The sequence below is a fragment of the Salegentibacter flavus genome (assembly GCF_900115145.1).
Lineage (GTDB): Bacteria > Bacteroidota > Bacteroidia > Flavobacteriales > Flavobacteriaceae > Salegentibacter > Salegentibacter flavus.
In genome coordinates this window covers 1-5,272 of record NZ_FOVL01000041.1, presented here as the reverse complement: position 1 = coordinate 5,272, position 5,272 = coordinate 1, and the positions used below count along the sequence as shown (strand labels likewise).

The 5,272-nt window shown below is 35.9% G+C and carries 5 protein-coding genes; all 5 read left to right on the top strand.

The window, feature by feature from the left end; all coding sequences use genetic code 11:
* Positions 1-260 precede the first annotated feature (260 nt).
* The 5 genes from BM266_RS16815 to BM266_RS16795 all read left to right on the top strand — a co-directional run bounded on the left by BM266_RS16815 (position 261) and on the right by BM266_RS16795 (position 5,165).
* On the top strand, positions 261-1,232 hold the full coding sequence (locus tag BM266_RS16815; protein ID WP_139220687.1) for a hypothetical protein: 972 nt from the start codon (positions 261-263) through the stop codon (positions 1,230-1,232).
* A 30-nt stretch (positions 1,233-1,262) separates the two neighbouring features.
* On the top strand, positions 1,263-2,267 hold the full coding sequence (locus BM266_RS16810) for a vWA domain-containing protein (protein WP_093411628.1): 1,005 nt from the start codon (positions 1,263-1,265) through the stop codon (positions 2,265-2,267).
* 214 nt (positions 2,268-2,481) lie between these two features.
* Positions 2,482-3,069, top strand: coding sequence for a hypothetical protein (locus BM266_RS16805; RefSeq protein ID WP_093411627.1), 588 nt, complete (start codon positions 2,482-2,484; stop codon positions 3,067-3,069).
* 155 nt (positions 3,070-3,224) lie between these two features.
* Positions 3,225-3,683 (top strand): hypothetical protein, encoded by a 459-nt coding sequence (locus BM266_RS16800; RefSeq protein ID WP_139220686.1) that lies wholly within the window; start codon positions 3,225-3,227, stop codon positions 3,681-3,683.
* Positions 3,684-4,304: 621 nt separating this feature from the next.
* Positions 4,305-5,165 (top strand): PIN domain-containing protein, encoded by an 861-nt coding sequence (locus BM266_RS16795; RefSeq protein WP_093411625.1) that lies wholly within the window; start codon positions 4,305-4,307, stop codon positions 5,163-5,165.
* The last annotated feature ends 107 nt before the right edge of the window (positions 5,166-5,272 follow it).

Below are 5,272 nucleotides of genomic sequence, written 5' to 3'. Positions count from 1 at the left end.
TTTTCATAACTTTAAATATTATAATTAGAGATACTTAAAGGTAGTGAATAGTGATTTAGCGATCTCTTGAAGCTACCTTTAGGTTTAGTTCAACAACGTATAAAAAAAATGCTCAAACCTGTCTCAATTCGAAAGTCTGTGCTTGCTTGCAACGCCTGATTGTCCTGCGGACAATCAAGCTGGCCAGCTCGCACAGTTTTTATACGAGACGTTGGCAAAAATCCAATAATAACAAATAAAATAATTAATAAAATTCTAGTATGTATTTTTCTCCACTAATTATTCTCTCTTTTATTTTATTGATACCACCTAATTGTGCTAATTCAGAATTAAATAATAAAAAAAGGAGGGGATGCTTTGATTTTTATACCTACGCGAATGAAGGTTACTGTTCATATTTGTTAGAAGATTACAAAACTAGCATCGACAATTATAAGAAAGCTTTTGAATTAAGAATCCAGGGCTGCAATGTTTCGGATTATAGAAATGACCATTATTTATATGCTAAAGCTTTAGTTCATTCCGGACTTTATGAGAAGGGCCAGAAATTTTTGCATTATTCAATTTTATATGGCGAGTTAAATTGGAAGGATATAGTCCAAGATCCTATTCTTTCCCCCCACAATATTGATGGGCGAATCATTTCTAAACCTGAGTTTGATTCGTTAAAAGCAAAAAGAAATAGCAAAATGAACTCAGATCTTCGGACAGTAATTGATTCCATGGTTTTTAAAGATCAATATTATAGATTAATGGCTAAAGACATACTAGAGTCAAAAATTGACTCAATAAAAAATCTGCAATTGATAATTGATGAACAAAATGAAGCTAAACTGAAATCAATTATAGCAAAACATGGTTTTCCAGGTCTCAATAAAATAGGAACAGATAAAGCGAATATTTTATTAATGCATATGTCATATGAGGATAGACATAAAATATTTCCAAAGCTAATAGAGGAGGTCAACAAAGGAGCAATAAATCCAGACATATTAGGTATGATGATCGACCAAGAGTTAGTACTCGAAAAAGGAAGGATTCAGAAATATGGCTATTTTCTTGAAAGGGACGAAATGTATAATACTTATTTTATGCCTTTCAAAACAAGCAACTTGGACTCCATAAACGAATATCGGAAACAAATTGGTGCAATATCTTTGGAATGTTCGGCTGTAAAAAATGGAGCCAAGATGCCTTACATGTTTGAACTTGAATACTCACCAGAAAGATAATCTCGTTGAATTTCATAAAACAGTAAATTTATGTTTGATAATTTAATATTTGAAGATCCGGGATTTTTCTGGCTGCTAGTTTTACTACCAATAGTCGGGGTCAGGTATTTCTTAACAAGGAACAGACAGCAGGCCGAACTCCGAATCTCGAGTGTAAAGGGTTTTAAAGCCCAGCGTAGTATCCTTTCAACATTAAGGCACGGTTTGTTCGTGTTGCGCATACTCGCCCTGACATTTTTTATCATAGCCATGGCTAATCCACGTTCTACAGTTGTTACCACAAGATCATCTTCTACGCTGGGAATTGATATAGTGCTTGCCATAGATATTTCAGCAAGTATGCTGGCCCGGGATCTTAAACCCAATCGTCTGGATGCGCTAAAAGAAGTAGCTGCCGAATTTATAAAAGGAAGACCAACAGACAGGATAGGACTTGTAGTTTATGCCGGCGAGAGCTTTACCCTTACCCCTGTTACCAGCGATAAAGCAGTGGTACTTCGTGCGCTGGAGGAGCTCGAATATAATACAGTACTGGAACAGGGAACCGCCATTGGAATGGGGCTTGCTACCTCAGTGAACAGGTTGAAGGAGAGCAACGCTAAAAGCAAAGTAATCATACTCCTTACTGATGGCGTGAACAACTCCGGCTTTATAGATCCTAAAATAGCAAGTGAATTAGCCCTGGAATATGACATTAAAACCTATACAATTGGCCTAGGGAGCAATGGAATGGCGCTTTCCCCAGTTTCTCCCCTTCCAAATGGGCAGTTTCAATATAGTATGACCCGTGTTGAGATTGATGAAGGTCTTTTAAGGGAGATTGCGCAAACCACTGGAGGTAAATACTACAGAGCTACAGATAATGTAAAACTTGGGAAAATATACGAGGAAATTGACAGTTTGGAAAAAACCGAGATAGAAGAATTTACTTTTACCAACTTTGAAGAGCGCTTTAGACCTTTTGTTTTGCTGGGAGGTTTATTCCTTATCATTGAAGTGCTTTTGAGATTTATAGTTTTCAGAAGTTTCATTTAGACCTCTTTTTAAACCGTCAACTTGTTACCAGTTGGTTAAAAGATTGGAAATAAAGAAAATGACTTTTGCCAACAACATATAAAAACAATGCTTAATCCAGTCTTGAATCGAAACTTATTGCTCGCTTGCTCAGCGGATTGTCCTGCGGACAATCACGCTCGCCAGCTCGCACAGTTTTTATACGAGACGTTGTACACCATTAACTAAAAACAAAATGAAATTAGAATTAGGCGGACTTTATCAAACGGATTTTGATGATTTGCCGATCAAAATCATTGGCTTTGATGATTACGAGGTCCTTTATGACTCACAATGGGAAGAAGGAAAATGGATGTTTTCAGACAACCTTCGAAGAAAATCCTCTTTCTATAGAATATCAACTGACTTCTTCAAAAAGAAATCTTCTTTTATAAAAAGTCAAGACCTGAATGAAAAAGAATACGAAATATTCCGACCAGATTTACCTATTAGATTTGGAAGATATAGAGATTATAGTTGGAACAATCTGAAAGGTGAAAATTTAGAAAATGTTGAAAAAGAACTAAGTTCTGAGAGTCTAAATATTAATAGATTATTTCTGATCCCTTTTGGACCTAAAGGAGGATTGAAGAAAAGCGTACAGATTGAAAGCGAAGTAAATTTAACTTTATTCGAAGTAATAAAAGCAGCTCAAGAAATTCAAGAATCAGTTAATAATGAAATGACTAACGGAATAGGAATTTTTAGAGATGGATTCGAAAAGGGAATCCCCAGTTATTACATTGGAGAATATATCGATAGAGCAAATAATGTTCTGAACTAAACGGTGTACAACAACGTATAAAAACAATGCTTAAACCTGTCTCAAATCGAAAGTCCGTGCTCGCTTGCAACGCCTGATTGTCCTGCGGACAATCAAGCTCGCCAGCTTGCACTGTTTTTATACGGGACGTTGGCGGTAATTCCAAAAAACCTTAAATGAAAAAACACCATATCTTCTTGTTATCAATTTCTTTTATCGGACTAATAGTTTCGTGTGGAACAAATCGGACTATGGTTGACAGGGAAATGTCGGACCAGGGTATGGCAAAATTTTATATTGAAACGGACCTAAAAGAGAGTCGGTATGAAAAAAGACTTTTAGCAACTGTGGATAATTCACTTTACTATAGTTTTTACCCAGACAAGATTGTGAAGCAGACAAGTGAGCATAAAGAACTTATTTACACCCTGTATTTTGACCGACTACCAGATAATTATAATCGCAAAAGTTTTAAAAAGATATCTGCAACGGACTCCATTATTTTATCAAAAGGGAGTACAATTTTAGATTCTCTGGGATGGACGGATTACCAAAAACCAAATGAGGCAAGAGCCTTTTTAATTGAAGTGAATTATTATCACGGTTATCCAAAAAATAAAAGATTCAAGCCTTAGCGCATCTGATTAAATAAACTACCGCCAACAACAAATAAAAACAATGCTTAAATCTGTCTCTAATCGAAAGTCTGTGCTCACTTGCTCAGCGGATTGTCCTGCGGACAATCACGCCCGCCAGCTCGCACAGTTTTTATACGAGACGTTGCCAAGCATTGCTCGGACAAAATCAAGTCTAACAGAAATGAAAACTAAAACCTCTATAAAACCACTGTGAATTTATTATTCGGACTAATATTGATTTCTGCCGGCCTATTTCTCGGAATCAGGACCTTAAAAGATTTCTTTAAAAGAGAAAAAACAGATTTTGTTCAAGCAAACAATATAAAAATCCTACTTGGAGAACTGACTCTCATCATACTTGGATTAATTTTATTATTTCAATATTATTTTGACCATACCTAATCAATCTAGAGGACTGCTAGTGCCACGGCGAAGGAAATAAGGACATTTTTTACTCGCACGTGTCGCAACGCTAGGCAACAATATATAAAAACAATGCTCAAACCAGTCTTAGATCGAAACATCCTGCTCGCTAGCTTAGCGGCTTGTCCTGCGGACAATCACGCTCACCAACTCGCACAGTTTTTATACGAGACGTTGTACACAATATTTTAAAGAATGACCTACATCGACAAACTTATCAATCAAATTGAGGAATTAGAACCACAAGTAGATACTATGTTTGATAAGTCAGCCATACTTTATACTGATCCAAATGAAAATTATAATGGAGGATTTTACTTAGTAGGGTTTGACTTTCATCATTGGACAAAAAAGGATGAGAAAGGACAGATTCTTTGCAAAGAAGCTTACGATAACTTTTACCAAAATTTTGAATTACTTTTAACGAAAGCCACACCTGACATAGAACAAAAGATAAATGAGGCTAATTTAGAAATTAAGAATCTCATAGAACAAAATCGGGCACCGACTTCAATTGAAAGTGGTAAAGCAGTCCTACGTAAAAATACCACGATCATAAAAGAATATTTGGAGCTTCTCAGGAGAGAAGAAAATGGCTTAATAATAGTTCCGGACACTAATGCTCTAATCCAGTATCCCGATCCGACTGTCTACCAAAAAGTGGCTAATACGACAGATTTTACAATGGTAATCTTACCAACAGTTTTGTCGGAGTTAGATAAATTGAAACTAACCCATAGAAATGAAGATTTTCGTAAAAAGGTAAAATCGGTAATTAAGAGGCTCAAAGGGTATAGAAAACAAGGAAATGTTCTGAAAGGAGTTACCGTCAATAAATCAATTTTATTAAAAATGGTCGCTACCGAGCCTGACTTTTCCTATACATTGAACTGGTTGGATTCAAGAAACAATGATGATAGAATAATTGCCAATGCTTTAGAACTTCAAACTAAAAATCCATCTCAACGATTAATTTTTGTTTCTTCGGATATAAATTTCCAAAACAAAGCCGAATTAGCCAATCTCGAAGTTTTTGATCCAGATGATTTTGAGTAAAAAATACTGTGTACAATAACTAAGCGTTCGTGTGGCCGGTACGGCCGAACATGAACGCACTGTTGACTAAACCGGTTCTTTGCTGGTTAATTATATATGGGGATTAG

Bases quoted from the DNA above. Each gene is read 5' to 3' on its own strand.
- BM266_RS16810 (WP_093411628.1), top strand. From the start codon at position 1,263: ATGTTTGATAATTTAATATTTGAAGATCCGGGATTTTTCTGGCTGCTA.
- BM266_RS16805 (WP_093411627.1), top strand. From the start codon at position 2,482: ATGAAATTAGAATTAGGCGGACTTTATCAAACGGATTTTGATGATTTG.
- BM266_RS16800 (WP_139220686.1), top strand. From the start codon at position 3,225: ATGAAAAAACACCATATCTTCTTGTTATCAATTTCTTTTATCGGACTA.
- BM266_RS16795 (WP_093411625.1), top strand. From the start codon at position 4,305: ATGACCTACATCGACAAACTTATCAATCAAATTGAGGAATTAGAACCA.
- BM266_RS16815 (WP_139220687.1), top strand. From the start codon at position 261: ATGTATTTTTCTCCACTAATTATTCTCTCTTTTATTTTATTGATACCA.